The following is a 19,289-nucleotide window of genomic DNA, read 5'->3' on the forward strand; positions in this document are numbered from 1 at the left end:
GTCGGCTGGGTGATTCACGCTCAGCAGGGCGCCTCGCGGCACCCTTCCGAGCCACGCCGCTAGTTCGCCGAGCTAGACCTCGGCCAGTTCCCCACCGAACGCGGCGGCGAGGCGGAGCCAGGGCGCGGCCTCGTCCGGCCGGCCCTGCCGCTCCAGCGTGCGGCCGAGCAGCAGGTGGGCGTAGTGCTCGACGGGGGCGCGGTCCACGATCACGCGGAGCCGCGCCTCGGCCTTGCCCAGCTGCGCCGAGTGGTAGTAGGCGCGGGCCAGCAGCAGGTGGAGGTCCGTCTGGAACGGCACCTCGCCGGCGACGGCCGCCAGCAGTTCCGCGGCCTTGACGTAGTCGCGGGACTCGAACAGCAGCCGCGCGCGCTCCCACTTCTCGGCGGGCGTCTCGACGTGGCCGGCGTCGAACAGGCGCATCGCCGTCACCCAGCGATCCGCCGCCACCTCACCGTTCGGCTGGTAGGCGTTGAACATCGTGCTGTCGTGCACCGAGAGTTCGTTGTTCATCGAACCTCCCTTCCGGCGCGTACAACGCCTTGCAGTGGCAGGTATTCCCACGTGTGGTCCTGCCAGATCAGCCGCGACCGCTCCTCCGGGTACGCGGTGACCTCGTCCTGGACGTCGAAGACCCGCGTGGTGCGGCCGGCGGAGTAGGCGGGCCAGCCGGGATCACCGTTCACGGCGAACCCCGTCCACGCCGCCCGCATCCGGGCCGACACCGCCTGCACCTCCGGTGTGATCTCGCCGAGCACCGCGGCCGCCTGACCCCGGTCGAGGTTGCCGAACACCAGCGGCACGTCCACCCCGTGGCACGCGCGGAACACCTCGGTCGGCTCGAAGGCCACCACGTAGACGTGCGCCCGGCCGCCCGCCGCCACCTGCGCCTCCGCGAGGTGCAGCGACGGCATCCGGAACAGCCAGTCCGAGCAGACCACCTCGAACAGCTCCTCCGGCTCCATCTCCGGATACGCGAGACCGGGCGCGAACACCTCCAGCGCCTCCGACGCCTGCTCCGGCGTCACGCTGCCGACCAGACCCTCCAGCATCGACAGAAGCCGTTGCTCGTGACGCGTGTGCCCGGCGATCAGCTCGACATCGCGGCCGGAGCCCGACCTCAGCGCCTCCCACGGCGTCGTCGGCAGGACGTCGCCGTCGACCACGGGCGCGAACGGGATCATCTTGTGCGCGGCCTGGCCCCATCGCGTGAACTGCCGCATCTTGGCCATGACCTCGTCGCCCGCGGAGGGCAGCAGTTCCGGCTCCACTGTGGACAGATCCGCGACGGTCGGGCGCAACCCGAGTTCGGCGGCGCACGCGGCAGCGATGTCCGCGGCCAGTTCCGGTGAGAAGAACGTGCCCGGCACGCTGCTCGCGATCGCGCGGTGGAACAGCCCCGCAGCGCGTGGCATCGCCAGCAACGCCGCCACCGAACCACCGCCCGCCGACTGGCCGAAGACCGTCACGCGGGCCGGGTCACCGCCGAGCGCACGAATGTTGTCGCGCACCCACTCCAGCGCCGCGACCTGGTCCAGCAGGCCGCGGTTCGCGGGGGCGCCCTCGATCAGCGCGAACCCCTCGATGCCGACGCGGTGGTTGAACGTCACCACGACGACACCGCCGGACGCGAGCCGCGCGCCGTCGTACTCGGGCAGGCCGGACATGCCGACCGTGTAGGCGCCGCCCTGGATCCACACCATCACCGGCAGGTCGCCGGCGACGTCGGGCGACCAGACGTTCACCGTCAGCCACTCGTCACCGGCCGCGCCCACGCCGTCCATGCCGAACACCGCGGCCTGCGGTGGCGGCGGTCCGAACGCCAGCGCCTCCCGCACGCCGTCCCACGCCGCGACCGGCTGCGGTGCGGCGAAGCGGAACTCCCCGACCGGCGGCGCCGCGAACGGGATGCCGCGGAACACCGCCAACTCCTGCTCGGCGGTGCCGCGAACCGTGCCGCCGGTGACTCGAACCTCGACCATGGCCGAATGGTCGGCGCACGGCCCGCGAAAAAGCCAGGGATTTACCGTTGAGCGGTCCGGCCGGGCGCTCAGGCCGTGACGACGACCTTCGCTCGCGCGTGCTCCGACTCGACGTGCCGGATGGCGTCGGCCACGTCGGTCAGCGGGTAGGTCCGCTCGATCACCGGCACGAGCCGGCCCGACTGCGCGAGTTCCGCCAGCGCGGCCAGGTTCTCCTTGCTGGGCTTCGCCTCCAGCACCACGAGCCGCTGCCGCGAGAACGACGCGAGCAGCTTGCCCTGGATGATCAGCCGGTACGGCCCGAACAGCACTCCCCCGGTGAAGCTGCCGCCCCCGGACAGCACCAGGGTGCCGTCGTCGGCGAGCAGCGCCCGCAACTCGCCCATCGACCTGTTGCCCACCAGGTCGAAGACGAGGTCGTAGCGCTGCCCGGAGCGCGTGAAGTCCGTGGTCCTGTAGTCGACGACGTGGTCGGCGCCGACCGAACGGACCTGCTCGACGTTGCGCGTGCTGCACACCCCGGTCACGACCGCCTTGCGCGCCTTGGCGATCTGCACCGCCAGCAGCCCCACCCCGCCGGACGCGCCGTTGATCAGCACTTTCTGCCCGGCTCGCAGTTCCTCCAGGCCCATCCACGCCGTGTTGCCCGCCAAAGGCAGCGCCGCCGCCTGCTCGAACGTGAGGTTGGACGGCTTGTGCTGGACCAGGTTCGCGGGCACCCGGACGTACTCGGCGAAGGACCCCTCGACCTCGCCGAACACCTCGTCCCCGACCTGCACCATGCCGCCGACGCCAGGCCCGGTCTCCTCGACCACGCCCGCGAAGTCCATTCCGCGGATCCGCGTCTTCGGCCCCTTCAAGCCCAGGAACAGCCGCGCGAAGTACGGGTCACCGCGCATGATGTGCCAGTCGGCGGCGTTCACCGACGACGCCCGCACGCGCACCAGCACCTCGCCGGCGGCGGGCACGGGGCGTTCGACCTCCTGCAGTTCCAACACGTCCGCAGAGCCATATCTGTCCTGGACGATCGCCTTCATCGCGGCCTCCCTCGCTTGTGCAGGAAGGTAGGCGGCGGCGACACCCCGGCACATCAGGGACGCCCCCTAGGGTCCCGTCACTGCAGCACGAAGAGCGCGGAACGCCAAGGTGTCCGGCGTTCCGCGCAGCGCTCTTGCGACTTCCTCGTTCATCCGGCCTACAGCGGAAGCTGCTGGCCCGTCTGCTCCTTGACCATGTACTCGGCGTACCAGTCGGGCCAGTTCTCGTCGTACTCGCCGCCGTTGCGCTTCTCGTGCTCGCCGTGGGCCACCGCGGCCCTGCGCAACGCCGCGGCGAGGTCGGTGATCGAGCCGTAGGACGTGTCGTCGGCGTCGACGCGGCCGGGCAGGCGGGTCGTGACCTCCTGCAGGATCCACGTGTTGCCGTCCGGGTCGGCGAACTCGGCGCGGGTGAAGTAGCTGCGCCGCTCGGGGTCCGCGCCTTCGACGGGGCCGTCCGGGCCGCCGTGGAACAGCGGGCCGACCTCGATCCCCGCCGCCAGCAGGGCCTCGTGCGTCTCGACGATGTCGGCGACGATCAGGAAGTGCCTGCCGGAGCCGGGTTCCGCGGTGGTGACGCCCTCGCCGAAGTGGATGGACGCACTGGAACCGTAGGGGGTGAACTGCACGACCCGCGGAGGGGTGACGTCCTGGCGCCAGCCGAGGCCGCGGTAGAACTCCTTGGCGCGCTCCACGTCCGTGACGGGGATGACGGTGACTTCGAGCTTCATGTCGATCTCTTCGAGCTTCTTCACTTCGCTACTTCCTTCGCGAGGTCGCGGAGTGCGTTGAGGAACGCCTCCGAGAAGGTGGGGAACGGCTGGATGACGTCGAGCAGCACGGACAGCGGGACCTTCGCGCGGATCGCGACGGTGGCCTGCTGCAACCACTCGCCCGCCTCAGGGCCGACGGCGTAGGCGCCGGTGAGGACTTCGCCGTCGGACACGAGGGTCAGGAATCCGGGCTTCGTGGCGTACTCACGGGTGTAGGTCGCCGTGCGCGCCACACCGGACAGGTGGGCGGTCGCGGTGTACTTCCCTTCTGCCGCACCGACCGCGGCGACCTCCGGGGAGGTGAACACGACGCGGGGAACGGCGCTGTAGTCGACCTCGGCCGGCGTGCCGAGGATGTTCGCGGCGGCGACGCGGCCCTGGTACTTGCCGACGTGGGTCAGGTTCCACTGGCCCGTGACGTCGCCGACCGCCCAGATGCCGTCCGTCACGTTCATCCGCCCGTCGGTGGCGATGCCGTGCGGGTTCGGTTCGACACCAATGGTTTCGAGTCCGATGCCGTCGACCCGCGGGCGGCGGCCGGTGGCGACGAGGATCTTGTCGCCGCGCAGCCGGGTGCCGTCCGGGAGGTCGAGCACGTACTCGTCGTCCTCGAACCGGGCCGCGGTGGCGCGCACGCCGAGGTGCAGTTCGACGCCGTCCGCGGCCAACGCCTCGGTGAGCGCCCGGCCGGCGGCCTCCGGTTCGCGGGGCAGCAGCCGGTCGGCGCCCTCGACCAGGGCGACCTCGGAGCCGAGGCTCAGGAACGCCTGTGCCATCTCGACTCCCACGGGTCCGCCGCCCAGGACCAGCAGCCGGCGCGGGATCTCGCGAACGCCGGTGGCCTCGCGGTTCGTCCACACGTCCAGGTCGCTCAGGCCCGGGATCGGCGGGAGGAAGGCCGACGAGCCGGTGGCGATCACGATGTGGTCGGCGGTGTAGGTCTGGTCGCCGACCGCGACGGTCCGAGGCCCGGCAATCTCGCCGTGGCCGCGCAGCACGTCGATTCCGGCGCTCTCGGCCCACTTCTCGCCGCCCGTGTCGTCGTAGGACGACACCATGAAGTCGCGCCAGTCGAGCACGGCCTTCACGTCGATCTCGCCGGTGACCGCCTCACGGGCGCCGGGCACCTGCTTCGCGGCCGCCACGGCCTCACCGGCACGCAGCAGGGTCTTGGACGGGATGCACGCCCAGAAGGAGCACTCGCCGCCGAGCAACTCGCGTTCGACCAGCGCCACCCACAGCCCGCCCTCGGCGACGGCGGCGGCGAAGTGCTCGCCGGGAGATCCGCCGCCGATGACGATCACGTCGTAGTGCGAGGTCATCACACACGTCCCGGAAGGCGCGTCGTGACCTCCTGGAGCACCCAGCCGTTGCCGTCCGGGTCGCTGAACGAGGCGAACGAGCCGTAGCTGGTGCGGGCGGGGTCCGGACCGGCGACCCGGCCGGTGGTGCCGGCGTGGTGGAAGACGCCGGTCTTGTCGTGGAACACCTCGCTGACCTGCACTCCGCGGCCGATCAGGTCCTCGCGGGCCGCCTCGACGTCCTCGACGATCAGGTGCAGGCCCTCGACGCTGCCGGGAACGGCGTGGGAGACGCCGGTGCCGAAGATGATCGACGCGGGTGAGCCGGTCGGCGTGAACTGGACCAGGCGGTAGCCCTCGTCGTCGGCGAACTCGGCGTCGAAGCGCCAGCCCAGCGCCTTGTAGAAGTGGACGGCCCGGTCGATGTCGCTGACCGGGATGACGGTCACCTCGAGCTTGTAGTCCATCGGGGTTCATCTCCTTCGTTTCGTCGATGACATGAGCCTGCTCCCGCAAGGGGGTCGCTCGAACCCGTGGAACACCCTGGTCACCCCCTGGCCCGTAGGCTCGGACCCGTGTCGGACGAAGGTCTGCTCGGCAGACGCGCTGAGGGCGAAACGCTGGACCGGCTGCTCACGCGGGCGCGGTCCGGTGCCGGTCAGGTGCTGGTCCTGCGGGGTGAGGCCGGGATCGGCAAGACCGCGCTGCTCGACCGGGTGTCGGCGCGGGCCTCGGGTTTCCGCGTGACGCGGGCCGCCGGGGTCGAGTCCGAGAGCGCGTTCCCGTACGCGGGGCTGCACCAGCTGTGCGTGCCGTTCCTCGACCGGCTGGACCGGCTGCCGGCACCCCAGCGCGAGGCGCTCGGCACGGCGTTCGGGATGGCCGCCGGGCCGCGGCCGACGCGGTTCATGGTGGGGCTGGCGGTGCTGACGCTGCTCGCCGAGGTCGCCGACGAGCAGCCGCTGGTGTGCCTGGTGGACGACGCGCAGTGGCTCGACTCGATGTCGTCGGCGGTGCTCGGGTTCGTCGCGCGCAGGCTGCTCGCCGAACGGATCGCGCTGGTCTTCGTGCTGCGCGAGGGCAACGACTACCTCGACGGGCTGCCCGAGCTGTTCGTGCGCGGCCTGGACGACGCCGACGCCCGCGCTTTGCTGGAGTCGGTGATCAAGGGACCGGTGGACGGCCGGGTGCGCGACCGGATCGTCGCCGAGGCCCGCGGCAACCCGCTGGCGTTGCTCGAACTGCCGCGCGAGGCGGCGGACGGGCTGGACCCGGGGCCGCTGACCAGCCGCATCGAGCAGAGCTTCGTCCGCCAGATCGCGCCGCTGCCCGCCGACACCCGGCTGCTGATGCTGACCGCCGCGGCCGAGCCGCTCGGGGACGCGACTCTCCTGTGGCAGGCGGCGGGCCTGCTCGGCCTGGGCGCCGACCCCGCGGCCGCCGCACTGGGCACCGGGCTGATCGAGTTCGGCGCCCGCGTCCAGTTCCGGCACCCGCTGGTGCGCTCCGCCGTCTACCGCTCGGCGTCCGCCGTGGACCGGCTCCGCGTGCACCGGGCGCTCGCCGACGTGACGGATCCGGCCATCGACCCGGACCGGCGCGCGTGGCACCGGGCGCAGGGCACTGCCGCACCGGACGAAGAAGTCGCCGCCGACCTGGAGAACTCGGCGGGCCGGGCCCAGGCCCGTGGCGGGCTGCTGGCCGCCGCCGCGTTCCTCGAACAGGCCGCCGTGCTGACGCCGGAACCCGGCCGCCGGGCTTCCCGCGAGCTCGCCGCCGCGCGGGCCAAGCGTGACGCGGGCGCGCTGGACGCCTCGTTGCGACTGCTGTCCGCCGTCGACGCGGGACCGCCGGACGAGCACCGCAGCGCCCAGGTCGAGCACCTGCGCGGGCACATCGCGTTCGACCAGCGCCGGGTCGCCGACGCCGCGCCGCTGCTGTTCAGCGCGGCCAGCAGACTCGCGCCGTTCGACGCCGACCTGGCCCGCGAGACGCACCTGGAGGCCCTCTCGGCCGCGATCTGGGCAGGCGCGCCACTGGCCGACGCCGCCCGCACCGCTCCCCCGGCCCGCACCCCGCCCTGCGCCATGGACCTGGTGCTCGACGCGCTGACGACCCGCATCACCTCCGGCTACGCGGCGGCCGTCGCGCCCATGACCCGTGCGCTGGACGACCTGCGCGCGTTGAAGGTCGGCGCCGACGACATCAGCCGCGTGCCGTGGTTGTTCGGCAACCGCGCGGGCGGGATCGTCGCGACCGAGCTGTGGGACTTCGACACGCGCCGGGCGTTCGCCCAGCAGCAGGTCCGGCTGTCCCGCGACGCCGGCGCGCTCGTGCAGCTGCAGTTCGCGCTGAACTTCCTGGCGGACAACGAACTCCTCGCCGGCGAACCCGCGGCAGCGCAGGCGTTGATCGAGGAGGACCAGCGCATCTCGGAGGTCACCGGCACCCCTCCGGTCGGTTACGCGGTGCTGCTGCAGGCCGCCTACCGCGGTGAGGACATGGCTTCCGCCCGAGCGGAAGCATCGGCGGCGGGCCAGGGACGGCTCGCCGTGGTCGCCGACTGGACCGCCGCGATCCTCCACAACGGACTGGGCCGTCACGACCTCGCCCGTGCCGCCGCGCTGCGGGTGTGGACGACTGACACCCTGGTCTACAGCTGTCTGGTCGCATCCGAACTGGCCGAGGCCGCCTCCCGCACCGGCGACACGGCCCTGGTCGCCGAGGCTCTGGAGCGTTCGGCGCCGTGGGTCGACACGCAGTGGTCGTTGGGCGTCAAGGCTCGCCTGCGGGCGCTGAACGGGGATTCGTCGGCGTTCGCCGAGTCGATCGCCTGCTTCGAGCGGACGGCCCTGCGCGGCGAACTGGGCCGCGCGCACCTGCTGTACGGCGAGTGGTTGCGGCGTGAGGGGCAACGGGTCGAGGCCCGCGAACACCTCCGCACCGCGCACGAAACGCTGACGGCGTGCGGGATGCCGATGTTCGCCGACCGCGCGATGCGGGAGCTGCAGGCGACCGGCGAGACGGCGCGCAAGCGGACCGCCGACCCCACCGACGAGCTGACCGCGCAGGAGTACCAGATCGCGCGGCTGGCGCGGGAGGGCTACTCGAACCCGGAGATCGGCACGCGGTTGTTCATCAGCCCGCGCACCGTGGAATGGCACCTGCGCAAGGTGTTCGGCAAGGTCGGGGTGACTTCGCGCCGCCAGTTGCGCGACGCGAAGTTCTGAGACGCACGGGGCGGGTGGGCCCGTTCCCCACCCGCCGCGAACGTCAGTTCCCCGCGGCGAGCCAGTCCTGCAGGCTGGTCGGCTGCAGCTGCGCGCCCGCGTTCGGCACGAGCTGCTTGCCGGTCAGCAACGTGCCGAAGTACTGGGCCTGCGGGTCGCCGATGACCTCTCGGGGGTCCTTGCGCTGCGTCAGCACCGTGCGGACCCAACCGTCCATAGTGAACTCTTCCGGGCCGCCGATCTCCAGCACACCGTTGACCGGCTCGGTCGCGGCGGTCCGCGCGACCACCGCGGCGACGTCGGACGCGGCGATCGGCTGGACGCCACCGTGCGGGAGGTGCACGGCGCCGTCCCGCTCGGCGGAGTTCGCGATGGCACCCGCGAACTCGAAGAACTGGGTGGCGCGGATGATCGAGTACGTCAGGCCCGACTCCTCGATGAGCTTCTCCTGCGCCACCTTCGCCCGCAGGTAGCCGGACTCGGGCAGCTCGTCCGTGCCGACGATCGACAGCGCGACGTAGTGGCCGACGCCCGCCTCGGCTGCCGCCTTGGTCAGGTTCGTCGTGGCGGTGGTGAAGAAGTTCATGACGTCGTCGTCGGCGAACGACGGCGAGTTCGACACGTCGACCAGCACGTCGGCGCCCTTCAGCACCTCCTCTACGCCCTCTCCGGTCAGCGTGTTCACGCCGCTGTTCGGGGACGCGGGCACGGCGTCGTGGCCGTGCTCACCGAGCCGCTTCACGACCTGGCTGCCGATCAAACCGGTGCCGCCGATGACAACGATCCTCATGGGTTCCATCCCTCTCGTGTTCCCTGTGCGGGTGTTCACGAGCTAAGACAGGACAGGCCCCGAAGTTGTGACAGGCCTACTGGAACGCCGCCAGCTTCTCGGGGTTGACCAGCCACAACACCTGGTCGATGCCTTCCGCTGACGCCGTCACGGTGATCACCGCGTACGTGCCGTCGTCCTTGCGCAGCCGCACGGCGGTGAGCCCGTTCGCCTCGACGAACGACGCTTCCGCGCCGGCCCAGAACGACGGCGCCCAACCTGAGATGATCTTCGCCAGGGAGGCCGCCCCGAACAGCGGGCGACCGGCCGCCCGGATCGCGCCGTTGCTGTCGGAGTAGCTCACGACGTCCTGCGCGAACAGCTCCTCGAGCGCCGCCAGGTCACCGGCCTGCGCCGCCGCCACGAACGCCTCCAGCAGCTTGCGCTGGTCCGCGCGCTCGACGGGCACCCGGCGTTCGTCCGCGAGGTGCTTGCGCGCCCTGCTGACCAGCTGCCGCGTCGCGACCTCGCTGGTCTGCACGATCTCGGCGATCTCCCGGTACGGGTAGTCGAACGCCTCGCGCAGCACGTACGCGGCACGTTCGGTCGGGGTCAGCTTCTCCAGCAGCATCAGCACCGCGAGTTCGAGCACCGCGCCCCGCTCCGCCCCGACCTGCGGGTCCGCGGAGGTGTCGACGGGTTCGGGCAGCCACGGCCCGACGTAGGTCTCGCGGCGGGCCCGTGCGGTCCGCGACTCGTTGATCGCGAGCCGGGTGACCGCGGTGGCCAGGTACGCCTCGGGGTTGAGCACGGCGGCGCGGTCCGCGAGCTGCCAGCGCACCCACACCTCCTGCACCAGGTCCTCGGCGTCGGCCACGCTGCCGGTCATGCGGTACGCGATGCCGAACAGCCTCGGCCGGGCCGCCGCGAACACCGACTCGGCCTCGTCGAGCTGCTGCGTCATCAGCCACCCCTCTCCTCACGGCAACGTTAGCGCCGATCGGAGGGGGCGGTGATGTGGCGCCTCACACGGGTCTAAGCGCACGTCCAGCGCAGTGGCCCGTAGTAACCCGCGTCGCCGAAGAGGTTGTTGTCGTCACCCACCACGACCAGCTCGGAGACGTACGGGATGTCGGCGATGTGAGGCAGTTCGCCCAGGAAGGCCGTGTCCCGCCAGACCGACACCCGTCCGACCATTGTGGACCGTTCACCCGTGATCAGCCCGTTCGCGTTGATGGCGAACGCGGTGCCACCGTCTTCGATGTGCCGGACGGCGCCGTCGCGGTCCCACAGCAGGGCCTGCGACTCCGGCCACGTCCCGTCGACCTGGTAGCCGATCGCCTTGCCACCCCGGATCGCCTGCACGTAGGCGGGCTTGCCCTCGTCTGCCAGCAACGTCACCTTTCCGGACCGCCACAGGGCTCCCGGCTTGCCTTCGCGGCCGCGCAGCAGCACGGTGCCGTCGTCGTCCAGGTCCTGGGGCGTGCCGGCGGACGTGTCGACGATCTGCGGCGCGACCGCGATCGTGGACCACACGATCCCGACCTCCTGACCGTCCGAGATCCGCTCGCCGGACGCGAGCACGTCACCACGTTCGTTGATGGCGGTCGCGGCGGATAGGCGGTAACCCTCCGGAGCCGCGTACTCGGTGACCACGCCCGAAGGCGAGTAGGACGCGACCGCCCACCGCTCCTCGGCGACGATCCGGCCGCTGACCAGCACGGTGCCCGACGAGTTCTGGCCGGCCATCGACAACCACAGCAGGTGCCGCAGCTCGTGGACCACCCGCGGCACGCCGCCGGTCCAGATGATCAGGTCGTCGGTGTTCGCCGACATCCGCAACGAGGTGCCGGCGTAGCCGCCGTGGCTGTCCGTGCCCTTCACCCTGGTGAAAGTCGGTTCGTACCCGTCGGGTACCGCCACCTTGGACACGACCCAGGTGCAGGGCGCCGGGTCCGCCGCGGCCACCCCCGGCGCCGCCAGGACCGTGCCGGCCAAGCCGATCGCCGCGATGAAAGCGCGTCCGCGCATGATGATCCCCCCGAATCAGCTGAAGACGTCACGACCACGCGGGACCGCTGCCGCCGGTTGCCCGCGTCACCCGAACGGACCAGGGCAGACTGATCACGTGACCACCGAACGCCCCAGCCCTCCGATGCGCGGCGGCGAACGCGAGACCCTGCGCGCGTTCCTCGACTTCCACCGCGCCACCCTCGCGATGAAGTGCGACGGCCTGTCCGACGACGACCTGCGCCGCCGCTCGATGCCGCCGTCCACGCTCACGCTGCTCGGCCTCGTCCGGCACATGGCCGAGGTGGAGCGCACGTGGTTCCGCAAGGTCATCAACGGCGAGGACATCCCGCTCGTCTGGTCGGACGAGGGCGACTACCAGGTCGCCTACGACGCCTCGAGCTCGACGAGGTCCGAGGCGTTCGAAGCGTGGCAGGCGGAGGTCGGGCACTCGCGCCGGATCGAGCGCGAGGCCGAGTCGCTGGACGTCACGGGCTACCAGCCGCGCTGGGGCGAGCAGGTGTCGTTGCGGCTGGTGATGAACCACCTCTGCCACGAGTACGCGCGGCACAACGGCCACGCTGACTTCCTGCGCGAGGGCATCGATGGCGTCACCGGGGCCTGAGCCGTCGCTTCGATCGCGGCCGCTGCGGGTATTCCCCGTCACGGCGGCGCGAGGAGCCGCCGGCCACGCCGCTGCGCCACGGCGGCTACCTGCACCCGCCGGTCGGCCAGGGGCTCGAACTGGACCCCGCGGCCGTCGCGGCCTTCACCAGGAGGTGACCGTGCTCTTCCACGTGCGGATGGACGTTTCCCTGCCCCACGACATGGACCCCAACGACCGCGCCGAGTTGGTGCGCGCCCAGAAGGACCGCGAGCTGGAGCTGCAGAAACTGGGCGTCTGGCCCCACCTGTGGCGCGTCGTCGGACAGCACAGCGACATCAGCGTCTTCGACGTGCCGTCCAACGACGAGCTGCACGCGTTCCTGTCGTCGTTACCGCTGTGGGAGCACATGCGGGTGCAGGTGACGCCGCTGGCGACGCATCCCTCCGACCTCGCGGCCCAGCCATGACGATTTACCGCCGGCTAACCGGCCCGCGCCACCGTGGGGCATGCGCAAAGTGATGTTGTTCCTTCCCGCGGTGGCGCTGTCGGCACTGGCCTGCGTGGGCACGGCCCAGGCCGAGTCCGCGCCGGGATGCGCGAGCACCGAGCAGATCGGCTCCACGGGGTACGTGAAGAAGAACGGCACGATCATCGCCTCGGTCAAGCAGTTCAAGGGGTGCGGCAAGAACTGGGCCTACACCTACGTGTGGGACTCCTACGCCGCGCAGCCCGGTGGCTTCAGCTCCAGCGCCGCGATGGTCGTGAACGGCGACCGCGACTACGGCAGCAACGTCAACGGGCGCAACAAGCAGAACGTCTGGTCCAAGGGCACCAACACGCTCACCAAGTGCACTCGCGCGTACGGCGAGGTGTGGGGCGACGGCAACGTCTACTGGGGACAGACCGACGAGCGCTGCTAGGGCGTGTCCCGTAAGTCTCGTTCGCGATAGTCGCGGCCGAGGGCCCCGGAGGCGGCACCGCCGCAAAGCCCGAATACGCCCGGTATGAGGGCATTGCGGCGGCACCGCCTCCGGGTCTCTCGACCGTGACTCTCATCGAACGGACCTACGGGACACGCCCTAGTCCCCAGGCGTGGGAGACATGGGCCTGCGCTTGTCGGTGCTGGACACGTCTCCGATCGTGCGGGGTTCGACGCCGCGCGAGGCGTTGCGCAACACCACCGATCTCGCGGAGCTGGCGGAAGAGCTGGGGTTCCACCGGTACCGGGTACCGGAGCACCACGGCATTCGAGGGGTCGCCAGCTCCGCACCAGCCGTCCTCGTCGCCCATCTCGCGGCCGTCACCGAACGCCTGCGCGTCGGCGCGGGCGGCGTGTCGGGCACCTCGGCGCTGGCCGCCGAGCTGGGCGTGCGGTGCGCGTTCGCCCGGCACCTCCCGCCCACAACCGTGTCACCGGCCCCGATGAACTTCGTGGGCGTGATCGCCGCGGTCGCCCCGCCTATGAGTCTGCCCACTGCGCGGCCACCTCCGCCCGAGCGGTGCGGCCCTCCGCCCGGTTCAGCTCCTGCGGCGTTCAGCCGGGTCGTTCGCGAGCAGGAACTCCCGCAATCCTGCGAGGTCGTCGGTGTTGATGTGGTCGACGCCGGCCGCGAGCAGCTCACGCCACACCGCGTTCCGCGCCTCACCCGCCACGTCCGGGGTGGCCCAGAACCGCACCCGGTAGCCGGCGGCGTGTGCCTGCGACACGATGCGGCGCAGCTTCTCCCGCTCGGCCACGGGCATGGCACCGACTCCCTGCCACGTGAAGTTCTTCGTCCAGTTGTCGCTGACGAGCGGCATGAACGTGGCGGGGACACCACTGCCCAGATCGCTCAGCCGTCCGTCGTACCCGGCCCGCCGGATCCGCTGGGCGAGCATGTCCTCACGCGGCCGGTTCCCGCTGATGACCACCTCGACCGCGCCACGTCGTTCGTGACCGTTGACCCACTGGGTGAGCATGGGACGGAACTCGCGCAGCGCCTCGTCCACGGCCTGGTAGGTCGCCGGACCATCGCTCTTGATGTCGACGAGCAGCTGGAAGGAACCGCGCCAGTGCGGGTAGACGCGACCCCCGTTCGCACGCACGACCTGCGCGAGCGGTTGGAGGTAGAGGCTGCTCAGCGTGCGGCCCGGCCGCGCGTCGACCAGGTCGTGCGCCACCCGGAGTTCGCCGTCCACCAGCCACACGTCGGCCTCCACCGACGTGAACCCGCGGTCGCGGGCGTCGGCCAGCGGGCGGTCGTGCTCGTAGTCGTTGTGCGCGTGCGCACGTTCGAGCGGCTGCACCCGGCCTGGCGCGGCAACGGCACCCGGCAGCGGGCTCGCCACGACGGTCACGAGCAATGCCAGCACAACGGACAACGTCGGTCGCTTCATCGGATCCCCTTCTCTGCGCTCACACGCGAACCCACGCCGGCGCGAGCGGTGGGCATGCACAGTGTCTAGCCGCTGCCGGTGGAAACAGTGCTTCTTCCGGGCGAACACCGCTCGACGCGGCGGCAACCAGCTCGCACACGTGTCAGAGGTGAGAACCGGGACCAGTCAGACGACCTCACCCCAGAACGGCACGCTGACGTCGGCCGGGGCCGCCTTCACGAGGAAGGCGGCCCCGGCTCTGCCGTCATGACGCCAGGGGTTTGTCCCCCTGCACGCCCCACGCGACGGTGAACTGGTTGCGCACGAACCACTGCCCGGTCGACGGACGCCAGACCGCCAGGTCACCCACCCCGTCGCCGTTGTAGTCGCCGGGCACCGGGATGTCGCCCTGCTGACCCCACTGCGTCGAGCTGACGCCGCGCACGTGCCACTCACCGGTCGACGGACGCCACACCGTCAGGTCGAACCCGCCGTTCCCGTTGTAGTCACCTACCACGGGAACGTCACCGCTCTGTCCCCATTGGACGGAGACGACGACGCCGAACGCGCCGATGTAGTGCCAGGTCCCGGTGGACGGACGCCACACGGCGGCCTGTGCCGCACCGTCACCGTCGTAGTCGGCGGGCACCGGGATGTCGCCCTGCTGGCCCCATTGCCGGGTGAACTGGTCGTGCACGAACCACTGGCCCGTCGACGGGCGCCACACCGCGACGTCGGTGATCTGGTCGCCGTTGTAGTCGCCCGGCACCGGGACGTCACCCTGCTGACCCCACGCGACGGTGAACTGGCCGTTCACGAACCACTGACCGGTGGACGGACGCCACACCGCCACGTCGGACACGCCGTCGCCGTTGTAGTCGCCCGGCACCGGGACATCGCCCTGCTGACCCCACGCGACGGTGAACTGGTTGCGCACGAACCACTGGCCCGTCGACGGACGCCACACAGTGGTGTCCGTGCGCTGGTCGTCGTTGTAGTCGCCGTCCGGCCCGCCGAAGGTGTAGCGGGAGTTGAGCAGCAGGTTCGGCGAGCCCGCGCCCGGGTTCACCACGACGTCCCTGGTGGCTTCGACGAACACCATCTCGAACCAGACGGTGGTCGGCGAGGCGTTCGCGTTGCGCTGCAGGTACAGCGCGGCGACACCGGCGACGTGCGGCGCGGCCATCGACGTTCCGCTGAGCGACCTGGTGGCGGTGTCGCTGGTGTTCGACAGCGAGGTGATGTCGTCGCCGGGGGCGAAGAGGTCCACGCAGCTGCCGAAGTTGCTGCCGCCGCTGCTCCAGTTCGTCGGTCGCACGTCGTTGCGGTCGGTGGCACCGACGGTGATCGCGTTCGGCGCGCGGGCCGGCGAGGTCTGGCAGGCGTCGCGGTTCGCGTTGCCCGCGGCGACCGCGTACGTGATGCCCGCGGCGATCGAGGCTTCGACAGCCGCGTCCAGCGTCGCGCTGGCGCCGCCACCGAGGCTCATGTTCGCCACGGCCGGGCGCACGGCGTTCTGGGTCACCCAGTTGACACCGCTGATGACACCGGCGGTGGTGCCCGAACCCGAGCAGTCGAGAACCTTCACCGCCACCAGCCGCACCGACTTCGCGACGCCGTGCGCGGTGCCGCCGATGGTGCCCGCCACGTGGGTGCCGTGGCCGTTGCAGTCGGTGTTGTTGTTGTCCCCGGTGGTGTTCGTACCCCAACTCGCGCGGCCGCCGAAGTCGGTGTGCGTCGTGCGAATGCCGGTGTCGATCACGTACGCGCGCACGTCGCGAGCACCGGAACCGGCGGAGACGTACTGGCCGTTGGACCGCCCGGTGATCTGGTCGAGCCGGTCGAGGCCCCACAACGCCGACGGCGTCGGCTGGTTGGCGTCCGCGGTGATCTCGGCGTCCTGTTCGACGTAGGCGACGCGTGGGTCCGCCGCGATCCGCCTGGCCGTGACCTCGTCGGCCCCGAGCGCGAAACCCTTGAGCGCGTGCCGCCAGGTCTCCCGCACCTCACCGCCACCGTTCTTGGTGACGATGTCGGCCGCGTCCGCGTTCTCCTTGAGCACCACGATGTATCGGCCCGCGATGGTCTTCGCCCCCGTGCCCACGCGGATCTCACCCTGTGCCGCCGTCGCGGGTGTGGCCAGCCCCGCGGAAGCGAGCGCCGCTACGGCGAGGGTGAGCACCACCCGTCTTGATGAGTACGACAATTCCGTCCTCCCCAACGAAATCCTGGACATGTCCCCCGACGTCCGGCACCGACGATGACTGCCAGGTCCGGGCGGAGGCCAGTTAATCCGCCGGAGTTTCCGGTGAACTTCCGCTACGGTCGGCCCGGTGTCCGCGTTCGCCGAACTGCTGTGCCGTCACCGGGCCGCCGCCGCGCTGAGCCAGGCGGAGCTCGCGCGGCTCAGCGGGATCAGCGACCGCGCGTTGCGGGACCTGGAGCGGGGCAGAAGGGTTCCGCGATCGCAGTCGGCGCGGCTGATGGCAACGGCGCTGAAGCTGACCGGTGACGATCTGACCGCGTTCCTCGCCGCGGCACGTCCTTCGACGCCGTCGGCCTCCTCGGTCCCTGCCGGCACGGACGGCCTGGTCGGGCGGAACGACGAGCTGCGGTCGTTGCTGGACCTGGTGCTGCGGGCACGGCACCGACTCGTCTCGATCACCGGCCCGGCGGGCGGCGGCAAGTCGCGCCTCGCCGCCGAACTGGCCGAGTTGCTCGGCGGGCGCACCGATCTGGTGGTGTGCACGCTCGACCTGTCCGCCGTCAGCGACGTGGCGCTGGTCGGTGATCTGCTGGCAGACGCGCTGGGCTGTGGTCCGTCCCGGCTGGCGCCGCCGGACCGGGTGGCCGCGCACCTGCGCGACCGGCGGGTGGTGCTGGTGGTCGACCGGTTCGAGCAACTGGTGGATGCCGCAGCGGAACTCGCCGCCCTGCCGCGCCGCTGCCCCGGCCTGACCGTCGTGGTCACGAGCCAACAGCCGCTGCGGGTGCGCGACGAACACGTGCTCGCGTTGAGCGGCTTGTCCCGTGAGGCGGCGGCAGCACTGTTCGTGCGACGAGCCGGGCTGCAGTTCGCCGACGACGCGGTGCACGCCATCTGCCAGAAGGTCGAACACCTGCCGCTGGCGATCGAACTGGCGGCGGGCTGGGTGCGGCTGATGAGCCCGGCGGACCTGGCCACGCGCCTCACGCACCGGCTGCGCTACCTCACCGACGGGCCGCGTGACCTGCCCGCCCGGCACCGTTCGCTGCGCGCGGCGATCGAGGCCACGCTGGACCTGGTGACCGCCGAAGCGCGCACCACGTTCCGCTTCCTGGGCGCTTTCCACGGCGGCGTCCGCCTGGAAGACCTCGAAACGCTGCTCGGACAACCGTTGCCGGAGCTGACCGAGCTGGTCGACCTCAACCTGGTCCGGCTCACCCCGGACGGCGACACCTCGCGCTACACGCTGCCGGACACCGTCGCCGAACTGGCCGCCGAGCAGCTCGACTCCCCCGACGCCCGCGCCCGGATCGCCACGCACTACCTCGACAGGTTGCGCGCCGGTTCGACGTTCGGTGCCCTCGACGCGGCCAACGTCCGTGCCGCGTTGCACTGGGCGGCGGCCGAGGACCCCGCACGGCTCGACGCGGCCGCGGCGATGGCGCTGACCCGGTTCTACGAGGCCACCGGACGGCTCGGCGAAGGCGCGGAGTTGCTCAGCCAGGTGGGCACGGGCGGGATCCCGCCGTTGCTGATCAGATCGGGTCAGCCGGGGGCGTTGCGCGGCGACCTGGACGCGGCGAGCGAGTCGGCGGAACCTGCGCCGGCCGTGGCGGCGGACGACGATCACAGCACGCGAACCGCCGGTCTGAGCCTGCTCGGCATGGCCGCGGCGGAGCGGGGCAACCCGGCGCCGCCCTGGCACACCTGCGCCAGGCGCCGGCCGTCGCCCGCCTCTCCGGCGACGACGCGACGCTCGGCCGCGTGCTGAACAACCTCTCATCGGTGCTGGCCGAGATCGGACGCCCGCGGCAGGCGATCCGTCAACTGGAGGCGTCACAGACGGGCCCATCGACGATCCGGCGCCACACCCCGTCCGCGGTACCGCTTCACCACCAAGCGCCAAAGCCACCGACCGGCCAGAATTCTCTCCAGGACACCGACCGGGTGACCGGTGCGGTTGAGGAGCGAGAATGGTGCGACCGGGCGAGCTGCGACGAGAACCGCTGATCACCGCAGCGGTGCTGTGGATGTCGGGAAGTGCCTGGTACCTGATCTCGGAGGCCGTCGCAGCGTCCGCATTCCCGAACTACAGCTATGCGCACAACTACATCAGCGATCTCGGCGCCGTACGAGAGGACGCTCTCGACGAGCGGCGGATCGACTCACCCTTGGCGGAGGTCATGAACCTCGGCTTCCTGCACCAGGGCCTGTTCTTCCTGCTCGGCGCGGTGTTCCTGGCCCGGGCCCTCCCCGCCGGCCGGGGGCGTTCGGCCTTTCTGGTCCTGGCAGTCGTGCACGCAGTCGGCAACGGCCTGGTCGGCACCTTCCACAGCGGACACGCCGACGACGTTGCCGCAGCCCTGCATCCCGTCGGAGCGGTGATGGCCATCCTCGGCGGCAACCTCGCGACCATCGCCGCGGCTCTCCTGCTCCGCGGCCACGCCGCAGCCCGCTTCGCCCGGATCGCGGGCTTCGCGTTGAGCGGCATCGGCCTCACCTCGCTGCTAGCACTCGGCTTCGCCACCGCCACCGGGACATCCCTGCTGCTCGACAACGGCACATGGGAACGCGGCTCCGTCTACGCCATCACCACCTGGCAGCTCGTCGCCGCGACGGTGATCCTCACCGCCAGGTGCTCCCGGACCGACGAGGTTCTCGCTCCCGCGAGATAGGCGGTCAGACCGTCTGCACCGACGGCCCGAACTCATGAGCGCACAGATCCAGTGAAGCGGAATCCGTACCGCAGGTTCCGGCCACACCCACCTCGGTCCCGAGTAGCGCCAGAGTCGCATGGGCCGGTCGTTGCCCCGGCCTACGAGTAGCAGTGTCACCGCGATCACATTCCGCCCTCATCGGTGACCGTCCAAGCATTTCCACTGAGCACGTCGGCCGCATCGCCCACTGCGCGGACGACCAGGGCACCCCGTTCGGCCTGCACGAACCGCAGGCCTGACCCCCGCCCGGCAAGGCGTGCCGAGTTCGTCCGTCCTCTTCGGACTCGGCCGCCGCCGGGTTA

At 71.3% G+C, this 19,289-nt stretch carries 18 protein-coding genes and 1 pseudogene; 8 read left to right on the forward strand and 11 right to left on the reverse strand.

What is annotated here, in order from left to right; translation table 11 throughout:
• Nucleotides 1-72: 72 nt before the first annotated feature.
• From DFR72_RS23185 to DFR72_RS23210, 6 genes are all read right to left on the reverse strand, one after another.
• Nucleotides 73-513, reverse strand: a complete 441-nt coding sequence (locus DFR72_RS23185; RefSeq protein WP_245983384.1) for a tetratricopeptide repeat protein — start codon at nt 511-513, stop codon at nt 73-75.
• Nucleotides 510-1,982, reverse strand: a complete 1,473-nt coding sequence (locus tag DFR72_RS23190) for a carboxylesterase/lipase family protein (RefSeq protein WP_090064837.1) — start codon at nt 1,980-1,982, stop codon at nt 510-512. Before DFR72_RS23190 ends, DFR72_RS23185 begins: the two co-directional genes overlap by 4 nt.
• A gap of 68 nt (nt 1,983-2,050) precedes the next feature.
• The gene (locus DFR72_RS23195) at nt 2,051-3,019 is read right to left on the reverse strand and encodes an NAD(P)-dependent alcohol dehydrogenase (RefSeq protein ID WP_090064838.1); all 969 of its coding nucleotides are present in this window, start codon (nt 3,017-3,019) and stop codon (nt 2,051-2,053) included.
• A gap of 158 nt (nt 3,020-3,177) precedes the next feature.
• On the reverse strand, nt 3,178-3,774 hold the full coding sequence (locus DFR72_RS23200) for a VOC family protein (protein ID WP_245983385.1): 597 nt from the start codon (nt 3,772-3,774) through the stop codon (nt 3,178-3,180).
• The gene (locus DFR72_RS23205; RefSeq protein WP_090064839.1) at nt 3,771-5,114 is read right to left on the reverse strand and encodes a dihydrolipoyl dehydrogenase family protein; all 1,344 of its coding nucleotides are present in this window, start codon (nt 5,112-5,114) and stop codon (nt 3,771-3,773) included. Before DFR72_RS23205 ends, DFR72_RS23200 begins: the two co-directional genes overlap by 4 nt.
• Nucleotides 5,114-5,560 (reverse strand): VOC family protein, encoded by a 447-nt coding sequence (locus DFR72_RS23210; RefSeq protein ID WP_090064840.1) that lies wholly within the window; start codon nt 5,558-5,560, stop codon nt 5,114-5,116. The genes DFR72_RS23205 and DFR72_RS23210 overlap by 1 nt, the downstream gene beginning before the upstream one ends.
• 108 nt (nt 5,561-5,668) lie before the next feature.
• Between DFR72_RS23210 and DFR72_RS23215 the strand changes: the two genes are divergently transcribed.
• Nucleotides 5,669-8,323 (forward strand): helix-turn-helix transcriptional regulator, encoded by a 2,655-nt coding sequence (locus DFR72_RS23215; protein ID WP_090064841.1) that lies wholly within the window; start codon nt 5,669-5,671, stop codon nt 8,321-8,323.
• 43 nt (nt 8,324-8,366) lie between these two features.
• On the opposite strand, the gene DFR72_RS23220 is transcribed toward DFR72_RS23215, so the two are convergent.
• The 3 genes from DFR72_RS23220 to DFR72_RS23230 form a co-directional block, all read right to left on the reverse strand.
• Nucleotides 8,367-9,113 carry an SDR family oxidoreductase gene (locus DFR72_RS23220; RefSeq protein ID WP_090064842.1) on the reverse strand — a complete coding sequence of 249 codons (747 nt, stop codon included), beginning with the start codon at nt 9,111-9,113 and terminating at the stop codon, nt 8,367-8,369.
• A gap of 76 nt (nt 9,114-9,189) precedes the next feature.
• The gene (locus tag DFR72_RS23225; protein WP_090064843.1) at nt 9,190-10,056 is read right to left on the reverse strand and encodes an RNA polymerase sigma-70 factor; all 867 of its coding nucleotides are present in this window, start codon (nt 10,054-10,056) and stop codon (nt 9,190-9,192) included.
• A 71-nt stretch (nt 10,057-10,127) separates the two neighbouring features.
• Nucleotides 10,128-11,123: a hypothetical protein gene (locus DFR72_RS23230; RefSeq protein WP_090064844.1), complete on the reverse strand. Its 996-nt coding sequence runs from the start codon at nt 11,121-11,123 to the stop codon at nt 10,128-10,130.
• A 97-nt stretch (nt 11,124-11,220) separates the two neighbouring features.
• Here DFR72_RS23230 and DFR72_RS23235 point away from each other — a divergent pair, with 97 nt between their 5' ends.
• The 4 genes and pseudogenes from DFR72_RS23235 to DFR72_RS23250 form a co-directional block, all read left to right on the forward strand.
• Entirely contained in the window at nt 11,221-11,727 is a 507-nt protein-coding gene (locus DFR72_RS23235; RefSeq protein WP_090064845.1) for a DinB family protein, read from the forward strand.
• Nucleotides 11,728-11,887: 160 nt separating this feature from the next.
• A complete protein-coding gene (locus tag DFR72_RS23240; protein WP_090065231.1) occupies nt 11,888-12,175 on the forward strand; it encodes a muconolactone Delta-isomerase in 288 nt (95 codons plus the stop codon).
• Between the two features lie 40 nt (nt 12,176-12,215).
• Complete coding sequence (locus DFR72_RS23245; RefSeq protein ID WP_090064846.1) at nt 12,216-12,629, forward strand: hypothetical protein; 414 nt, start codon at nt 12,216-12,218, stop codon at nt 12,627-12,629.
• Between the two features lie 181 nt (nt 12,630-12,810).
• A pseudogene (locus DFR72_RS23250) lies at nt 12,811-12,990 on the forward strand (LLM class flavin-dependent oxidoreductase); the annotation flags it as partial.
• Nucleotides 12,991-13,227: 237 nt separating this feature from the next.
• Here DFR72_RS23250 and DFR72_RS23255 read toward each other — a convergent pair.
• Both DFR72_RS23255 and DFR72_RS23260 read right to left on the reverse strand, forming a co-directional pair.
• Nucleotides 13,228-14,085 carry a phosphatidylinositol-specific phospholipase C/glycerophosphodiester phosphodiesterase family protein gene (locus DFR72_RS23255; RefSeq protein WP_090064847.1) on the reverse strand — a complete coding sequence of 286 codons (858 nt, stop codon included), beginning with the start codon at nt 14,083-14,085 and terminating at the stop codon, nt 13,228-13,230.
• A gap of 244 nt (nt 14,086-14,329) precedes the next feature.
• Nucleotides 14,330-16,270 (reverse strand): S8 family serine peptidase, encoded by a 1,941-nt coding sequence (locus DFR72_RS23260; RefSeq protein WP_245983386.1) that lies wholly within the window; start codon nt 16,268-16,270, stop codon nt 14,330-14,332.
• A gap of 127 nt (nt 16,271-16,397) precedes the next feature.
• Here DFR72_RS23260 and DFR72_RS23265 point away from each other — a divergent pair, with 127 nt between their 5' ends.
• From DFR72_RS23265 to DFR72_RS23270, 3 genes are read left to right on the forward strand one after another with little or no spacing between them, the layout of a single operon-like run.
• Entirely contained in the window at nt 16,398-18,041 is a 1,644-nt protein-coding gene (locus DFR72_RS23265; protein WP_090064849.1) for an ATP-binding protein, read from the forward strand.
• Nucleotides 18,035-18,280: a hypothetical protein gene (locus DFR72_RS45025; RefSeq protein ID WP_143086678.1), complete on the forward strand. Its 246-nt coding sequence runs from the start codon at nt 18,035-18,037 to the stop codon at nt 18,278-18,280. The genes DFR72_RS23265 and DFR72_RS45025 overlap by 7 nt, the downstream gene beginning before the upstream one ends.
• Nucleotides 18,244-18,945, forward strand: a complete 702-nt coding sequence (locus DFR72_RS23270) for a DUF998 domain-containing protein (RefSeq protein ID WP_090064850.1) — start codon at nt 18,244-18,246, stop codon at nt 18,943-18,945. Before DFR72_RS45025 ends, DFR72_RS23270 begins: the two co-directional genes overlap by 37 nt.
• Nucleotides 18,946-19,289: the final 344 nt, after the last annotated feature.

Origin of the sequence: Lentzea flaviverrucosa, from assembly GCF_003350445.1 — a bacterium.
Classification (GTDB): domain Bacteria; phylum Actinomycetota; class Actinomycetes; order Mycobacteriales; family Pseudonocardiaceae; genus Lentzea; species Lentzea californiensis.

Coding starts and splice junctions, on each gene's coding strand:
- DFR72_RS23205 (WP_090064839.1), bottom strand. CDS start 5,114: ATGACCTCGCACTACGACGTGATCGTCATCGGCGGCGGATCTCCCGGC.
- DFR72_RS23190 (WP_090064837.1), bottom strand. CDS start 1,982: ATGGTCGAGGTTCGAGTCACCGGCGGCACGGTTCGCGGCACCGCCGAG.
- DFR72_RS23255 (WP_090064847.1), bottom strand. CDS start 14,085: ATGAAGCGACCGACGTTGTCCGTTGTGCTGGCATTGCTCGTGACCGTC.
- DFR72_RS23270 (WP_090064850.1), top strand. CDS start 18,244: ATGGTGCGACCGGGCGAGCTGCGACGAGAACCGCTGATCACCGCAGCG.
- DFR72_RS23225 (WP_090064843.1), bottom strand. CDS start 10,056: ATGACGCAGCAGCTCGACGAGGCCGAGTCGGTGTTCGCGGCGGCCCGG.
- DFR72_RS23185 (WP_245983384.1), bottom strand. CDS start 513: ATGAACAACGAACTCTCGGTGCACGACAGCACGATGTTCAACGCCTAC.
- DFR72_RS23210 (WP_090064840.1), bottom strand. CDS start 5,560: ATGGACTACAAGCTCGAGGTGACCGTCATCCCGGTCAGCGACATCGAC.
- DFR72_RS23245 (WP_090064846.1), top strand. CDS start 12,216: ATGCGCAAAGTGATGTTGTTCCTTCCCGCGGTGGCGCTGTCGGCACTG.
- DFR72_RS23220 (WP_090064842.1), bottom strand. CDS start 9,113: ATGAGGATCGTTGTCATCGGCGGCACCGGTTTGATCGGCAGCCAGGTC.
- DFR72_RS23195 (WP_090064838.1), bottom strand. CDS start 3,019: ATGAAGGCGATCGTCCAGGACAGATATGGCTCTGCGGACGTGTTGGAA.
- DFR72_RS23230 (WP_090064844.1), bottom strand. CDS start 11,123: ATGCGCGGACGCGCTTTCATCGCGGCGATCGGCTTGGCCGGCACGGTC.